This window comes from Rhizobium sp. M1, from assembly GCF_002531805.1.
Lineage (GTDB): Bacteria > Pseudomonadota > Alphaproteobacteria > Rhizobiales > Rhizobiaceae > Rhizobium > Rhizobium etli_C.
This window is the reverse complement of the sequence record NZ_NWSW01000009.1, coordinates 146544-161214: the sequence shown is the minus strand read 5'-3', so window position 1 is coordinate 161214 and position 14671 is coordinate 146544. Positions and strand designations below refer to the sequence as shown.

Sequence of the window (14671 nt, the reverse complement as noted above, 5' to 3'; positions counted from 1 at the left end):
TCCGGGACTAATGGAGGACCAAAGTGCTTTTTCCCCTCGAATCGGCGATAAGAGCCGATGCCAAGACCGTCGCAGAGTCTGGCGACTACGATATCGTGATCGTCGGCAGCGGCATTTCCGGAGCAATCATTGCCAAGCAGGCTGCGGAAGCGGGCAAACGTGTCCTTATCCTTGAAGCCGGAACCGGTTCCAATGTCACTCTGGCAGGCTATAACAATCTGCTGACGACTTTCTATTCGGCAGCCTCCAAGGACAACCAGTCGCCCTTTCCGCTGAATGCGAACGCGGCCATTCCCCGCAGCCCGCAGCTTCGCAAGCTGCAGGCGGGGGAAACCGATAGTTCGACCTATATCGTTCAATCCGGCCCTTATGTCAGTGATACGGTATATACCCGTATTTTCGGCGGAACGACCATGCACTGGGAGGCGAAAACGCCCCGCCTGCTTCGCTCCGATTTCAAGACGCGCACCATTTTCGGCCACGGGCTGGACTGGCCGCTGAGCTTTGAGGAAGTCGAGGAGGATTACCGCCTGGCCGAGCGGGAAATCGGCGTATCGGCGAATGTCGAAGATCAGCAATATCTCGGGCAGACCTTCCCGGACGACTATGTCTTTCCCATGCGCGGCCTGCCGCTTTCCTATCTGGATCAGCAGGTCAACAAGGGCATCGAAGGCACCAGTGTCGAACTTTACGACAAGACCTATCCCCTGAAGGTCAGGCCTTATCCGCAGGGTCGCAACAGCATACCCAACCCGGCCTATGACGGTGGGAAGGGCTACCGTCCAATCGGCGCCGTTGATACGCATCAGGTCGAAGAGGGCGGCCGGTGCCAGGGCAACACCAACTGCGTACCGCTCTGTCCCGTGCAAGCGCGCTACCACTCCGGCAAAACGCTTGCCAAGGCGTTCACCGCAAACGGGAAAGGCGGCGAGCAGCTTGTCGAACTGCTGCCGCAGGCGGTCGCTTCGAAGGTCGACATCGATCCGGATAGCGGGAAAGTCCGCTCTCTCGAGGTCAAGATTTACAAGGACCCGGCCTCACCGGCTCACGAGACCATCACCGTCAAGGGAAAGATTTTCGTGCTTGCGGCAGGCGCCATCGAAACCGCGCGTCTTATGCTGGCCTCCGGCCTGCGCAGCACCAGCGGTCTTGTCGGACGCAATCTGATGGACCACGCCTATCTGCTGAACTGGGCGCTGATGCCGGAAATCTGCGGCACGATGCGCGGAACCAGCTCGACGGGCGGTATCGTCGACCTGCGGGACGGCCCCTTCCGGGAAAAGCAGGCCGCCTTCGCCATCGATATCCATAACGACGGCTGGGGTTGGGCCACGGGTGCGCCGACCTCCGACCTTCTGGAACTGGTGGACGATCGCAACCTCTACGGCGCGGATCTTCGGCGCGGCATGGTCGACCAGGTTTCGCGGCAGTTGCTGCTGGCGTTCATGATCGAGGTCATGCCCGTCGACAGCAACCGCATCACGGTGGATCCGCAATATACCGATGCGCTGGGCAACATGCGGCCCATCCTGTCCTTCACGGTTCCGGAATATACCATGAAGGGCGCCGCCTATGGCCGCCAGTTTGCGCGCACCGTCTTTACCCGCCTGGGCGCGCAGGACCATACCCATTACGACCCCAGCGATTTCGGCTATGTGGCCTATGAGGGACAAGGCTATGCGATCCGCGGCGGCAATCATCTGGCCGGCACCCATATCATGGGAACGACGAAGACCAATTCCGTCGTGGACAAGAACCAGCGCAGCTGGGACCACGAAAACCTCTATCTCGTGGGCGGCGGCAGCATGCCGACGATCGGCACGGCCAATGTCACCTTGACGCTGGCCGCCGTGTGCTTCCGAAGCGGTCGCGACATTCTGAAGTCTCTGCATTGAACGAAGACCGGCATCCGCTGCGCGGAACCGATGCGACACAAAGCCGGCCGGTGCACCCAACTTATCTTTCATGGAGCTTGAGCATGGATTCCTACAGTATCAAGACGCTCGATGAGCTGAAAGAGTTTCTCTACCGGGCGATGCAGCTCGAACATGCGACGATTCCGCCGTATCTGACGGCGCTTTACTCGATCAAGCCCGGCGTCAACCAGGATGCGACCCAGGTTCTGCGCGTGATCGTCGTGGAAGAAATGCTGCATCTGACGATCGCGGCCAATATTCTCAATGCCATCGGCGGCAAGCCGGATCTAGTCAGGCCGGACTTCGTAGCCAGCTATCCGGCCGCCCTGCCGGACGGCGAGACCGATTTCAAGGTCGGCATCCAGGCATTCGGCCGTGAGGCGCTGGCGACTTTCCTGAAAATCGAGCGGCCGGCCCACCGTCCCGAACATCTCGTCGGCAAGGGCCTGATGTACCGCAAAACTCCCGCCGACATCACCGCGCTTGCCAGCCATCCGAGCCATGAGGACCTCCATTTCTACAGTATCGGCGAGTTCTACTCGGCCATTGCGGAAGGCATCAAATATCTGGAAGCCGAAGCGCATGGGGCGGGCACAACTATCTTTACCGGCGACAGGTCGCGCCAGATCACCTCGGAATATTATTACTCCGGCGGCGGCGAGCTGTTTCCCGTGACCGATCTGAAAAGCGCCCAGGAAGCCATCGAGCTCATCATCGAACAGGGCGAGGGCGACGGCGGCGGTATCTACGACGACAACGACCACGAACTGGCCCATTACTATCGTTTCGAGGAGCTGGTCAAAGGCCGCTACTACCAGAAGGGCGACCAGCCCGGCCAGCCCACGGGTCCGCACTTACAGGTCGATTGGGAGGGCGCCTATCCCATAAAAGGAAACCTGAAAGTAAAAGATATACTCGAAGGTTCGGAACTGCGTGAGGCGGCGATCGCCTTCAACACGCGCTATGGCGAATTTCTCCAGCTTTTGACGCGTGCCTATAACGGCCAGCCACACCTGCTGCTGGAAGCCGTTCCGATGATGTTCGAATTCCGCAACATGATCCTCGAACTCATCCGCAATCCGCTGCCGAAGCATCCCGGCAAGAACGGCAGCCCCACCTATGAGATCCCCGGCGGTATGACACAGCCAGCCGTCACCCGGCAGGCGGAGGTGAACGCATGAGCAGCCGTTTCGAACCATTTCTGGGTCTCTCCGTCGAATTGACGGCCTTCTCCCACTTCGATCTTCTGGGAACCGGCCTGGCGGAACGCTATCTCGCCACGCTCGACAAGGTGGTCGGCAGCGAGATCACCGACGCGTTGCTGGCCGCTTTCACCGCCCTGCCGCCGCCGGAAGGTGAGGCCCGTATCCAGGCCGTTCGCACGACCATTCTCGGCAATGAATTGCTGGGAGACGTGGCCCGTGCGCTGATCAAGCTCTGGTATTCCGGCACCTGGTTCGAGTTGCCCACCGCCTGGACGGAGCGCTTTGGCCCCAGGCCTGCGAATATCACCTTCGTCGTTTCTCCCGACGCCTATATCGAGGGTCTGCTCTGGAAGGCGATCGGAGCCCACCCTGCAGGCGCCAAGGGGCCTGGTTTCGGCTCCTGGGCCTCTCCGCCGAAAATTCCGGCTTTCTCCGGCTCTCGATTCCACAACCTGACCTGACGCCGCTTCCGTTTGTCTTCACAGAACTGGATCATTGCCATGACGACACATCTGCATCGACTGACGCCCGACAAGGTCTGGCTCGGTGTCATCCCCACGCTCTGGTGGAATGACGATTTCATCAACATCGACATCGGCATCCCCTACGAGCAGGCTCTGAGTGAAATGGCGCTCGCCGGCTATGTCGGGTGCGGCGTCGGCCATAAATATCCGACGGATCCGAAAATCTTGCGCCCCGTCCTCGAACTCAGGGGATTGCGGATTTCGGAGCCTTGGGTGAGCACCTACTTCACCATCAAGGCGATGAATCGTCATACGCTTGAAAGCGTCGATGCTCAGCTCGACTTCCTCGAAGCCATGGAAGGCGGCAGCGACGATCCGCGCAGGGCCGATCTTGTCGTCGCCGAGTTTGGCGGAGCGGTCAATCCGCTTCCGGTCGCCCTGTTTCCCAATTGCCCCGAATTCTCCGAGGACCAGTGGAAACAGCTGATCGAAGGCCTGCATGCCGCCGGAGAGAAAGCCAGGGCCCGTAACCGCCGGCTCTGCTATCACCCGCATCTCGGAACCGGGGTGATGAAGACGGAAGCGATCCACCGGCTCATGGACGAGACGGATCCTCGCCTGGTCAACATGCTTCTCGACACCGCGCACCAGGCGGCTGCCGGCGTCGATCCGCTGGCGCTCGCCAGAAAATACGCCCACCGCATCAAGCATGTTCACCTGAAAGACATTCGCGGCGAGGTGGTTACGAACATTCACAATAGAGAATTGTCCTTCCAGCAAGGGATCGAGGCGGGGATATTCACCGTGCCGGGCGACGGCTCCATAGAGACCTTTCCGCAAATCCTCGATGCGTTGGCCGAGGCGGATTTCGCCGGCTGGATCTGCATCGAGGCAGAGCAGGACCCGGCCAAGGCCAATCCGCTGCAATACGCGAAAATGGGCCGCGAATATCTGCGCAAGCTGCTTGGATGGTAGCCCGGCGCAGACCGTTTGTTTCAGCCCGATGGCAATGTGAAGGAGGCGGGGACGGATCTCGCCTCATCACAATGCCAGGCGAGACATCATCCTGAACCACGCATTCCTGGATAGCCACAGCTGGAGTGATGAAGATGGAAGAGGCACGCAGGCGAGATATATATTTCAGCTTCTTTATGTTTACAGCGGACTTGAGGCCGAATGACGCGGCCTATACCCAGGTTCTCGTCAGACATCTGAAAGCTCTTACCGAGATTGGCTACACCGGCTTCGATGTGCATATCGCCCCAGGACCGGCCCATGTCGGTCATCATGCTGAGGTCGAAAGCTATATCAGCCTCAGACGAGCCTTCGATCAGGCCGGCTTCCGGGATGTGAAGTTCACAACCAATGTGGGGACCACGCGGACCTTCGATCCGACCTCGCCCTACGAGGAACAGCGCAAGCAGGCTCTGTCCTATCTCAAATCCCGCGTCGACATCACCTCGGTGCTGGGCGGGGAGAATACGATCATGTCGGGGCCGTTCCTCTACCCCTATGGCATCTTTCCGCTGACGGATGACGGTGAAGGGATATGGAGCGACGCGCTTCAGGATTGGATGAAGCCGCGATATGCGGCGGCAGCCCCCATCTTCCGGGAATTGGCGCAATATTCCGCCGAGAAGCGGGTGAAGCTCGCCATCGAACCCGTCAAGAATTGGGAAACGCCCGGGCCGACCATGGTCTCGGAAGCGCTGAATTTTCTCGAAAGCGCCGACATTCCGGTCTGTGGCGTCACGATCGATACAGCCCAGGTCGTGATGGAAAGCCAGGGGCCGGCAATCTTCAGGAAAAATGTCGCCCGGGCAGTACAGCAAAGCCGGCTGAATTACGTTCATATCTCAGCGCCGGACCGGGGCGCTGTTAGAGATAGCTGGATTCCCTGGGAGATCATGCTGGACGAAATCGAGCCGGTCTATTCCGGCCCCTATCTCGTCGAAGTCTTCAACGCGATTCCCCCTTTCGAGAGCTCGATGCGAATGACGCGCAGACGCTTCTGGCGGCCCGGCGAGGATGCGCCGGAGGCTGATGTCGACAGCGCCTACGACGTTGCGCGCGCCGCCCTGAGGACATTGGAGGAAGAGATCGCGTCCCACGGCCGTCGATCTCATCCGTGATGGCGCTCCGGCGCACATGTTGGAAACAGCCCGGGAATGCTGGGGAACCATATCTCCGCCATCCCCAGGTGAACGTCAAACCTCAGCAAACGACCTTTAAACAGGGAGATACCGATGGTGACGCAATTGCCGGAACCCATTAAAATCGTCATGCGAGCAGGCGATGTCCGTATTCATACGTTCATTTCAGCTTTCACGGATGACAATATCGCCAATGCAACGCACATCATCGAAAGCAGGAACAAGCTTGTTCTTGTCGATGGGCAATTCCTCGTTCCCTATGCGCTGCAATTCAGGGCCTATGCCGACAGTCTCGGCAAGAAGATCGACCGGATTTACCTGTCGCACAGGCACCCCGACCATTGGTTCGGCCTGGGAGCCGCATTCAGCGACATTCCGATTCATGCATTGTCGGAAACAAAGGAGTTCCTGAGGCAGCATGGGCAGGATTCCCTGAATGACCATTGGAAACTGGGCAACCTCGCTCCGACCAGCTTGGTCATTCCCGAACATACCGTCCGCGCCGGCCACGAGATCATCGACGGAGTCAAATACGTATTTGAGGAAGTCGTTGATACGGAGATCGATTTTCTCCTCACCATAGGTCTTCCTGATGTGGGCGTTTTTATTGCGCAAGACCTGATCTACAGCGGAACGCACCTTTATCTGACGAAATACATGGAGCATTGGATCGGGATTTTGCAGGGCATGCTGCTGTCCGACTATGACCTGTTCCTTCCCGGTCACGGCTTTCCCGCTGACAAAAACGAGGTTGCCAAAAATATAGAGTATTTGTCCGTCGCCATGGAGGCCGCAGGCAACGGACTCACCAATGATGCTTTCACGCGCTTCCTGCTGGAAAGATTTCCCGAACGAAAATGCCCCGGAATATTCGACATATACATACCGCGCTTATTCGATAACGCGAGCGAGTTCTAAGATTCGTCAATTCTCGTCAACAGGGGAGCCGTTGGAACATGGGCGATACATACACGGTTGGGCAATATCTGGTCGACAGACTTCGCGAACTGGGCCTGGGGCACCTGTTTTCCGTGGCGGGCGATTATTCGATCGAATGGGTGAACAGCTATGTCGAAAAAAGCGGTATTCAGGTCATCGAAGAGGTGAATGAACTGAATGCCGGTTATGCGGCCGACGGCTATGCGAGAGTGAAGGGAATTGGCGCGCTGTGCGTCACCTATTCCGCAGGCTCGCTTTGCGCAACAAATGCGATCGCCGGATCTTATGTCGAGAAGGTGCCGGTCGTTCTGATCAACGGTACGCCAAGCATCCAGAAAACGCTCACATTCGAACAAACCGGCTACAGTTCGCATCACTTCATCAGCGGACGGGAAACGGATCGTCAGGTGTTCGAATACATAACCGCCGCTGCCGTCCGCATCGACAGCCCTCATCTTGCGCCAATGCTCATAGATTATGCGCTGACGCAGTGCATCACGGAAAGACGTCCTGTTTATATCGAGTTGCTGGAGGATATGGTCGACCTGCAATGCACGCGTCCGTCGAATGCATTAAAGGCGGCGCCAGATATATCCGACGAGGACAGTCTCAATCAGTCGATCGCGCAAATCAGCGAACGATTGCAGAATGCCGCCAAACCCCTGCTCTGGATCGGCGTCGAGATCGACCGGTTTGGCCTTCACGACCAGGCGGAGCGGCTCATTCGGGACCTCAAAATCCCCTACGTGACCGAGCTTTTGAGCAAGGCCATCCTGTCGGAAGACGATGTCCAATTTACCGGCGTGTTTGACGGCAAATCGTCGTCACCTTATGTCCAGTCGTTGGTCGAAGACTCCGACTTCGTATTGGCGCTGGGCGTCTGGTTGACCGATATCAACGATTTGGGCTGGCCTATCGATCTCGCCAAGACCGCATTCGCCTCCTGGGATACGGTGAAATACGGCACGATCTTCAACGCCCAGGTTTCGCTGGCGGATCTCGTCAACGGCTTGATTGACAAAAGGCTGACATGCAAAGCCCAAACTGTTCCGGCGAAAACGACCCGGCAAGCGCCGGTGGTGAATCCGGCAGACGAAATTACCTATCAGGGCTTCTACGATTTCATTCAGCAGCAGATCGACGGCAATACCATCGTTGGTGCCGACGCCAGTTTGAATTATTTCGGCAGCCTGCTTCTTGAAGTGGGGGCTCGCCGCGGTTTCATCGTCCAGTCATCTTATTCGGCGATCGGTTATATCGGCCCGGCCGCGACCGGGGTTTCGCTGGCGAAGCAAGATAACCAGAGGCTGCTGGTCTTTGCCGGGGATGGCGGGTTTCAGATGACCGCTCAATGCCTCTCGACACAAACCCGTTTCAATCTCAACCCGATCATCTTCGTGATGGACAACGGCATCTATGGCGTGGAGCAATGGCTTGCCGACGCATCGGTTTTCCATGGTAACAAGCCGTTCTACAATTCATGCATCCTGCACCGATGGAATTACAGCAAGCTGGCAGAGGTCTTTGGCTGCCAGGGCTGGAAAGTGGATACCTATGGCGAACTGCAGGACGCCATAAATGGCGCCAAAGAAAACCTGAACAGTCCGTCCATCATCCAGGTCGTCGTGCCTCAGCGGTCAATCCCCAATAATGCGAACTGGAAAGCAAGCTAGATGTGAGCGTCCAATAGGTTGTCCATTCGGCCGGCAGGCATTGAACTGCCGTCGCTTGATCGCTTCGACGTTATCGACCGGCCCCAACAACTTCGGCCCGCTCGCAATCGAATATCTCCTGCTCCAGACGCGCCGACAGGTCGGCAAACGACTGCGGTCGTCCGAACGCATAACCCTGGAGGGTGTGGACGCCGAGAGCGGCAAGCACGTTGGCATGCTCGAGGGTTTCCACGCCTTCGGCGATCACCTCCATATCCAGCGCCCGCGCTATGTCGACCAATGAGCCCACCAGCCGGCGGCTGGGCACCGATTGCAGGATCGGCGTCACAAGCTGGCGATCGATCTTGACACGATCCGGCCGCAGCTCGAGCAAACCCAGCAAGGAAGCATGCCCGGACCCGAGATCGTCGATTTCGATGTCGATACCGAAAGACTTGATCGCCTGGATGTTCTGCCGCACCTGGTCACTCAGGCTGTCCAGGAATATCGTCTCGATCAGCTCGAAGCTCAACCGGCCGGGCGGGATGTCATAGCCGTCCAGCTTCGCCGTCAGCTCCGGATCGTCGAGACGATCGGCGGACAGATTGACGGACACCCGGATGCCCTCCAGAGGGGAAACGGAGGATTTCATGTCCGACAGAACAGCCTTCAGAACGACATCGTCAAGCTCTGCGACCAAACCATTCGACGAGGCGATGGACAGGAAATGCGCCGGGGCGAGGATTCCTCGGGTGGGATGATGCCACCGCGCCAGAGCTTCGACACCGTTCACCCGGAAAGATTTGGCGTCGACCTGCACCTGGTAGAATGGGCGGATCTGACCGAGCGCCAGTCCGGCCCGCAGATCCTGGGCGAGCTGCCTTTCATTCGCCAGCGTCGAAGCCATTTCGTCGGAAAAAATCTCGGCCCGATTCCGACCGTTGCGTTTGGCATGGTACAGCGCCAGATCGGATTGGGAGAGCAGCCTGGCGAAATCGGCGCTCATGGCGCTCGCAACGCCATCGAACACCGCACGATCAGCGTCTGATCGCCGACAGGAAGCGGGCTCTCCAGACGTCTCTGAATATGATCGAGCACCGCAATCGTCTTGTCACATTCGTCCTCGGTGATGACGACAGCGAACTCGTCGCCGCCGAGCCGTGCCGCGACGTCACCAGCGGAAATGGCCTCCAGCAGAATTTTGCTGACGTGACAGAGAACGAGGTCGCCGACCGCATGTCCGAAGCGGTCATTGATCTCCTTGAAATGGTCGACGTCTATATGAAGAAGTGCAACCTTGACGCTCTCCTGCCTGGCAAGTTCGGACAGGGCGAAATCGAAGCTGCGCCGATTCAACAGGCCGGTGAGGTGATCGTGATCGGCCGCGAACCGCGCCTCCGCCCGGCTCCTCTCCAGCTCCTTGTTGAGAAGCACATCGTCCGTCACATCCCATTCGGCGCCGACAAAGCACGGGTCGCCGGCCGCGTCGACGAAATAGCGGGCGCGCGAACGCAGATAGCGGGTCGCTCCATCCGGCCGAATAATGCGAAACTCGGATGCATAATCCGATTTGGTTTCGATCGCGCGGAGAAAGATTTCATTGGTCGGCACGAGGTCGTCCGGGTGGATACTGTCGAGCCAGATGACATCGAGCGGCGCTTTCGGAACGCCATAGATCGACTTGAGCTGTTCATCCCATCGCGTCTGGTTTTTTGCGATGTTGTGCTGCCAGATCCCGATCCCGGACGCTTCAAGAGCCAGTCCAAGCTGACGAAGCAGGTTCTCAAGCTCGACATTTGTTCTGGATCGTTTGCTGCTCAAGGCGATCTCGCTATTTCGTTCGCCCGAATGTCGCATTGAATATTTTAAAGAGTGCTAATCGAGAGCAGCCGCCGGCGGCAATCCGACCGTCGCAAATCGCCGTGACCTCTGACGTCGGAACCGGAGCAGGGCCTCCGTGTCAGCTCAGAAACCGCCCGTCTCTGAAAAACGAGAGGGCTTGGCGCCACATTGTTTTATTCACCGGGAAAAACGTATGATTTGCCGGCAATACGATATGGGCGGTCGCGCCGTCGAGACGCGTGCTGTCGACCGAAACCTTTCCGTCATTCGGGACCCCAAGACCAATGATAAGGGAAGAAACCGGATCAATCGTCCGATTTCCCGCGATGATGCCAAGTTCGTAATCCACCACACCGAAGAGATCGATCATTGCGGTTTGATCCGTAACCAGCTGCTGCCCGGCCGGTCCATAGAGCTTGCGGTACAAGGGCCAGTCCCTGAGGAAGTCGGCAACCTGACTGCCGTTGTTCGGTGTTCCGACCATGACCACCCTTCCCAGATTGTGAGGGCGATAATCCTTGAGAAGAGCACGAATGATCAGCCCACCCATCGAATAGCCGAGAAAATGGACACGGCCCTCGCCCGCGTCCGCCGAAACCCCTTCTATCTCCGGGCGGATGAAACCGACGAGCTCCTCGATCGAAAATTTGGTGGAGGGGTAGGCGACATTCACGACGCGGTAGCCGTGGCCGGACAGGAACCCGGCGAGCTTCTCCATGCTCTTCTTCGTACGGGCAATACCATGAAAAAGGATAACCGTGTCGTTCATCATGTGTCCGCAAAACAGCCGCTACCGATCAAGCGTCGATTTTGCTGATAAGTCCGGCAAGTGCAACCGTGCAGCCTCCTCGACCGAACTGCTTCGACAGGTCTTTGGCACCGACTCTGCCAGGAGCGGACATTGCTGCGGCGGGCGCGTTCAGGCTTGCCCTGCATCGCAACTCCTCAGACCGAGAGCGTTTGAATGCAACGGCCCACTGGATGCTGTCGCTTTCGGCGGATGAATGCGCGCGTGAGCCTCCGAAGGGGAAGGCCAAATGTACGTGGCTGCGTATGTGCGCTGCACAAATATGGCGCGTCAAGAATGCATCCACATTCGCAATCGCACAAATCATCACCACATTTTAGACATGCACAATAAATAATCACGTCTGAAATTTCCGACTTTTTTGTTTTGTTTCATGCCGTTACTGACCCTCGTTAGAATTGGCATGCCAGTTGCAGGTTCCTAAACGCCCCGGTCAACGGCGATTGGGGCAGATGGGCGCGGCATAGGCGCCGACTTCGACACCGACGTCGCAAGGTTTTTGCCGTCCGGGATCTCCCATCCCGAACGCAAATGCCGGCGGCGTTTTTTTGCGTCCGAATTCACCAAGCAGAGGGGAACCTGCAGATGAAAAAGATTTCGACGACTGGGATTTCGACAACCGGCATCACCCGCCGCGGCATGCTGAAGACGACGGCCGCGGCCGCCCTCATCGGCGCCGTCAAGACCGCCTTTCCCTCCGGCGCCTTCGCAGCCGGAGCGGGCCCTGAAGTGAAAGGCGTCAAGCTCGGCTTCATCGCCCTCACCGATTCCGCGCCTCTGATCATCGCCAAGGAGAAAGGCTTTTTCGACAAACACGGCCTGCCGGAAACGGATGTCGCCAAGCAGGCCTCCTGGGGTGCCACCCGCGACAATCTGGTGCTCGGCGGCGCGGCCAACGGCATCGATGGCGCCCACATTCTCTCGCCGCTTCCCTACCTGATGCAGACCGGCAAGGTGACGCAGAACAACAAGCCGGTGCCGATGGCGATCCTTGCCCGGCTCAATCTCGACAGCCAGGGCATCTCCGTCGCCAAGGAATATGCCGAGACCGGCGTGCAGCTCGATGCTTCCAAGCTGAAGGCCGCCTTCGAGAAAAAGAAGGCGGAAGGCAAGGAGATCAAGGCCGCCATGACCTTCCCGGGCGGCACCCACGACCTCTGGATCCGTTACTGGCTCGCCGCCGGCGGCATCGATCCGAACAAGGATGTTTCGACCATCGTCGTGCCGCCGCCGCAGATGGTGGCCAACATGAAGGTCGGCAATATGGACGTCTTCTGTGTGGGCGAGCCGTGGAACGAGCAGCTCGTCAACCAGGGCATCGGCTTCACCGCCGCGACCACCGGCGAACTCTGGAAGGGCCATCCCGAAAAGGCGCTCGGCCTGCGCGCCGAGTGGATCGAGAAGAACCCCAATGCCGCCAAGGCCCTGCTGATGGCCGTCATGGAGGCGCAGCAATGGTGCGAAAGCATGGAGAACAAGGCCGAGATGGCGGAGATCCTCGGCAAGCGCCAATGGTTCAACGTTCCGACCAAGGACGTGCTCGGCCGCCTCAAGGGCGACATCAACTACGGCAACGGCCGCGAGGCCAAGGCTACCGACCTCTATATGAAATTCTGGAAGGATGGCGCCTCCTATCCGTTCAAGAGCCACGACACCTGGTTCATGACGGAAAATGTCCGCTGGGGAAATCTGCCTGGTACAACCGACATCAAGGCGCTGGTCAACCAGGTGAACCGCGAGGACATCTGGCGCGAGGCCGCCAAGGATCTGGGCGTCGCCGCGGCCGACATTCCCGCCTCCTCGTCGCGCGGCACGGAGACCTTCTTCGACGGCAAAGTCTTCGATCCTGAAAATCCCTCCGCCTATCTCGACAGCCTTTCGATCAAGGCCGTCTCCTGATCCCGCCTCCGGCGCGCGCGGCGCGCCGGCCTTCCATTCCCGTGAGGAGCGCGCTGATGTCCGCCCTGGCAAATAAAGAAAATCCCTCGATCGTCGCCTCCGCCAAGCCGGCGGCGAAGGTTCTGTCATTCTCCGGCAAGCAAGGGTCGCGGTTCGATTTTCGCCGTGCGGCGCTGACCGCACTTCACAATGTCGTTCCGCCGGCCGTCGTGCTGGCACTCGTCCTCATTCTCTGGCAGGTGCTCTGTTCATCGGCGGATGCCTCTCTGCCGTCGCCGCATCAGGTCTGGCAGGATAGCTACGATCTGATCGCCTACCCGTTCTTCAACTACGGTTCCCAGGATATAGGGCTCGGCTGGCGCGTGCTGGTCTCGCTGCAACGCGTCGCCTATGGCTTCGGCCTTGCCGCAGTTACCGGCATCATCATCGGGGCGATCATCGGCCAATCGGTCTGGGCGATGCGCGGCCTCGATCCGATCTTCCAGGTGCTGCGCACGGTGCCGCCGCTCGCCTGGCTGCCGCTGTCGCTCGCCGCCTTCCAGGATTCCAACCCTTCGGCGATCTTCGTCATCTTCATCACCTCGATCTGGCCTGTCATCATCAACACCGCCGTCGGCGTCCGCAATATTCCGCAGGATTATCGCAACGTCGCCGAAGTGCTGCGGCTCAACCAGTTCGAATTCTTCTGGAAGATCATGCTGCCGTCCGCAGCTCCCTACATTTTCACCGGCCTCAGGATCGGCGTCGGCCTCTCCTGGCTCGCCATCGTCGCGGCCGAGATGCTGACCGGCGGCGTCGGCATCGGCTTCTTCATCTGGGACGCGTGGAACTCCTCGCGCCTTTCGGACATCATCGTCGCGCTCGCCTATATCGGCATCGTCGGTTTCGTTCTCGACAAGCTGGTGGCCGCGCTCGGCAAACTCGTCACCCGCGGCGCCATGGCCAACTGAGGACCATTCTGATGAACGCCTATCTCAAGCTCGACCATATCGACAAGCATTTCGATCGCGGCGGCGTGCGCGCCGAAGTCCTGAAGGATATCAACCTGACGATATCAGAGGGCGAATTCGTCTCGATCATCGGCCATTCCGGCTGCGGCAAATCCACACTTCTCAATCTCATCGCCGGCCTGACGCCGGTGTCTTCAGGCGCCGTGCTCCTGGAAAATCGCGAGGTCAACGAACCGGGTCCGGAACGCGCCGTCGTCTTTCAGAACCATTCGCTGCTGCCCTGGCTGACGGTCTATGAGAACGTAAATCTCGCCGTCTCCAAGGTTTTCAGCCGAACGAAGACCAGGGCCGAGCGGCATGACTGGGTCATGACCAATCTCGACCTCGTGCAGATGGCGCATGCGAGAGACAAGCGGCCCGCGGAAATATCGGGAGGCATGAAGCAGCGCGTCGGCATTGCCCGCGCGCTTGCCATGGAGCCGAAGATCCTGCTCCTCGATGAACCCTTCGGCGCGCTCGATGCGCTGACGCGCGCCCATCTTCAGGATGCGGTGATGGAAATTCACGCCCGGCTTGGCAATACGATGGTGATGATCACCCATGATGTCGATGAAGCCGTGCTGCTCTCCGACCGCATCGTGATGATGACCAACGGCCCGGCGGCCCGCATCGGCGAAGTGCTCGACGTGACCATGCCCCGCCCCCGCAATCGCATCGAACTCGCCTCCGACCGGACATATCTCAAATGCCGCGAGGCCGTGCTCAAGTTCCTTTACGAGCGCCACCGCTTCATCGAAGCCGCGGAGTAGACCCCGCGGCGATTGCCAATCGGTCCGCGGTACG

The 14671-nt window shown here is 58.9% G+C and carries 13 protein-coding genes; 10 read left to right on the top strand and 3 right to left on the bottom strand.

Going from position 1 to position 14671, the window contains the following annotated elements:
* Nucleotides 1-23 precede the first annotated feature (23 nt).
* The 7 genes from CO655_RS10715 (at nucleotide 24) to CO655_RS10685 (ending at nucleotide 8350) form a co-directional block, all read left to right on the top strand.
* On the top strand, nucleotides 24-1895 hold the full coding sequence (locus tag CO655_RS10715; RefSeq protein ID WP_097664644.1) for a GMC family oxidoreductase: 1872 nt from the start codon (nucleotides 24-26) through the stop codon (nucleotides 1893-1895).
* A gap of 83 nt (nucleotides 1896-1978) precedes the next feature.
* Entirely contained in the window at nucleotides 1979-3097 is a 1119-nt protein-coding gene (locus tag CO655_RS10710) for a ferritin-like protein (RefSeq protein ID WP_097664643.1), read from the top strand.
* A complete protein-coding gene (locus CO655_RS10705; RefSeq protein WP_097664642.1) occupies nucleotides 3094-3582 on the top strand; it encodes a hypothetical protein in 489 nt (162 codons plus the stop codon). Before CO655_RS10710 ends, CO655_RS10705 begins: the two co-directional genes overlap by 4 nt.
* Before the next feature lie 39 nt (nucleotides 3583-3621).
* Entirely contained in the window at nucleotides 3622-4560 is a 939-nt protein-coding gene (gene iolE, locus CO655_RS10700) for a myo-inosose-2 dehydratase (RefSeq protein WP_097664640.1), read from the top strand.
* 128 nt (nucleotides 4561-4688) lie between these two features.
* Nucleotides 4689-5717, top strand: coding sequence for a TIM barrel protein (locus CO655_RS10695; protein ID WP_176539235.1), 1029 nt, complete (start codon nucleotides 4689-4691; stop codon nucleotides 5715-5717).
* Between the two features lie 114 nt (nucleotides 5718-5831).
* Entirely contained in the window at nucleotides 5832-6656 is an 825-nt protein-coding gene (locus tag CO655_RS10690) for an MBL fold metallo-hydrolase (RefSeq protein ID WP_097664639.1), read from the top strand.
* Between the two features lie 38 nt (nucleotides 6657-6694).
* Nucleotides 6695-8350: a thiamine pyrophosphate-dependent enzyme gene (locus CO655_RS10685; RefSeq protein WP_097664638.1), complete on the top strand. Its 1656-nt coding sequence runs from the start codon at nucleotides 6695-6697 to the stop codon at nucleotides 8348-8350.
* 70 nt (nucleotides 8351-8420) lie between these two features.
* Here CO655_RS10685 and CO655_RS34765 read toward each other — a convergent pair whose 3' ends face one another.
* The 3 genes from CO655_RS34765 to CO655_RS10675 form a co-directional block, all read right to left on the bottom strand.
* Nucleotides 8421-9335 carry a GGDEF domain-containing phosphodiesterase gene (locus CO655_RS34765; RefSeq protein WP_348628149.1) on the bottom strand — a complete coding sequence of 305 codons (915 nt, stop codon included), beginning with the start codon at nucleotides 9333-9335 and terminating at the stop codon, nucleotides 8421-8423.
* Entirely contained in the window at nucleotides 9332-10150 is an 819-nt protein-coding gene (locus CO655_RS34760) for a diguanylate cyclase (protein ID WP_348628148.1), read from the bottom strand. The genes CO655_RS34765 and CO655_RS34760 overlap by 4 nt, the downstream gene beginning before the upstream one ends.
* Nucleotides 10151-10289: 139 nt before the next feature.
* Nucleotides 10290-10940, bottom strand: coding sequence for an alpha/beta fold hydrolase (locus CO655_RS10675; protein WP_097664680.1), 651 nt, complete (start codon nucleotides 10938-10940; stop codon nucleotides 10290-10292).
* 624 nt (nucleotides 10941-11564) lie between these two features.
* Here CO655_RS10675 and CO655_RS10670 point away from each other — a divergent pair.
* The 3 genes from CO655_RS10670 to CO655_RS10660 are packed head-to-tail and all read left to right on the top strand — an operon-like array spanning nucleotide 11565 to nucleotide 14637.
* Nucleotides 11565-12878 carry a CmpA/NrtA family ABC transporter substrate-binding protein gene (locus tag CO655_RS10670; protein ID WP_097607266.1) on the top strand — a complete coding sequence of 438 codons (1314 nt, stop codon included), beginning with the start codon at nucleotides 11565-11567 and terminating at the stop codon, nucleotides 12876-12878.
* A gap of 56 nt (nucleotides 12879-12934) precedes the next feature.
* Nucleotides 12935-13828, top strand: a complete 894-nt coding sequence (gene ntrB, locus CO655_RS10665) for a nitrate ABC transporter permease (RefSeq protein ID WP_097607267.1) — start codon at nucleotides 12935-12937, stop codon at nucleotides 13826-13828.
* Nucleotides 13829-13839: 11 nt separating this feature from the next.
* On the top strand, nucleotides 13840-14637 hold the full coding sequence (locus tag CO655_RS10660; RefSeq protein WP_097664637.1) for an ABC transporter ATP-binding protein: 798 nt from the start codon (nucleotides 13840-13842) through the stop codon (nucleotides 14635-14637).
* The last annotated feature ends 34 nt before the right edge of the window (nucleotides 14638-14671 follow it).